2 protein-coding genes are annotated in these 526 nt (G+C 47.5%); both read left to right on the top strand.

What is annotated here, in order from left to right:
• The first annotated feature begins 149 nt into the window (after positions 1-149).
• On the top strand, positions 150-338 hold the full coding sequence (locus tag ACTQ3R_RS16595; RefSeq protein ID WP_004010379.1) for a hypothetical protein: 189 nt from the start codon (positions 150-152) through the stop codon (positions 336-338).
• A partial coding sequence (locus ACTQ3R_RS16590; protein WP_441780241.1) for an Arm DNA-binding domain-containing protein occupies positions 316-526 on the top strand: 211 nt, incomplete at its 3' end. The genes ACTQ3R_RS16595 and ACTQ3R_RS16590, both read left to right, overlap by 23 nt.

Here is a 526-nt window from a genome sequence, read left to right as displayed (position 1 = left end):
GCCAATAGTATAGCGCAAAAAAGCGAAAGATGCAAGATAATCTTTAACAAAAATGCGAAATAAATTCTTGACATTAACACTTATGTTAATGTATAATGAAGATGGTGACATCAACATATTTGCGAAACTAAAATAAGGAGGTGCTGACCATGGAAAAGGAGCTGTTTGTGAGAGCAGAGGAGGTCGCCAGGGAGCTGGGCATTTCCAAGCCCTACGCCTACAAGCTGGTGCGGGAGATGAACGAGGAGCTGAAGAAAAAAGGCTTTCTCACCATTCCCGGACGGGTAAGCAGGCGCTACTTCGAGGAAAAATTCTATGGGCTGCGGGACAGACAATAAGGAGGGAACCACAATGCCGGCATACAAAGACAAGGCAAAGGGCACATGGTATGCGTCCTTTTACTACGAGGACTGGACGGGCAAGAAAGTAAAGAAAATGAAACGGGGCTTTCCCACCAAGCGGGAGGCTCTGGAGTGGGAGCGGACATTCCTGCAACAACAGACCGCCGACCTGGAAATGACCTTTG

It is taken from the genome of Lawsonibacter sp. LCP25S3_E2, from assembly GCF_052117285.1.
Taxonomy (GTDB): domain Bacteria; phylum Bacillota; class Clostridia; order Oscillospirales; family Oscillospiraceae; genus Lawsonibacter.
The sequence above is the reverse complement of the archived record's forward strand: the minus strand, read 5'-3'. Positions and strand labels throughout refer to the sequence as shown.

Coding starts and splice junctions, on each gene's coding strand:
- ACTQ3R_RS16595 (WP_004010379.1), top strand. CDS start 150: ATGGAAAAGGAGCTGTTTGTGAGAGCAGAGGAGGTCGCCAGGGAGCTG.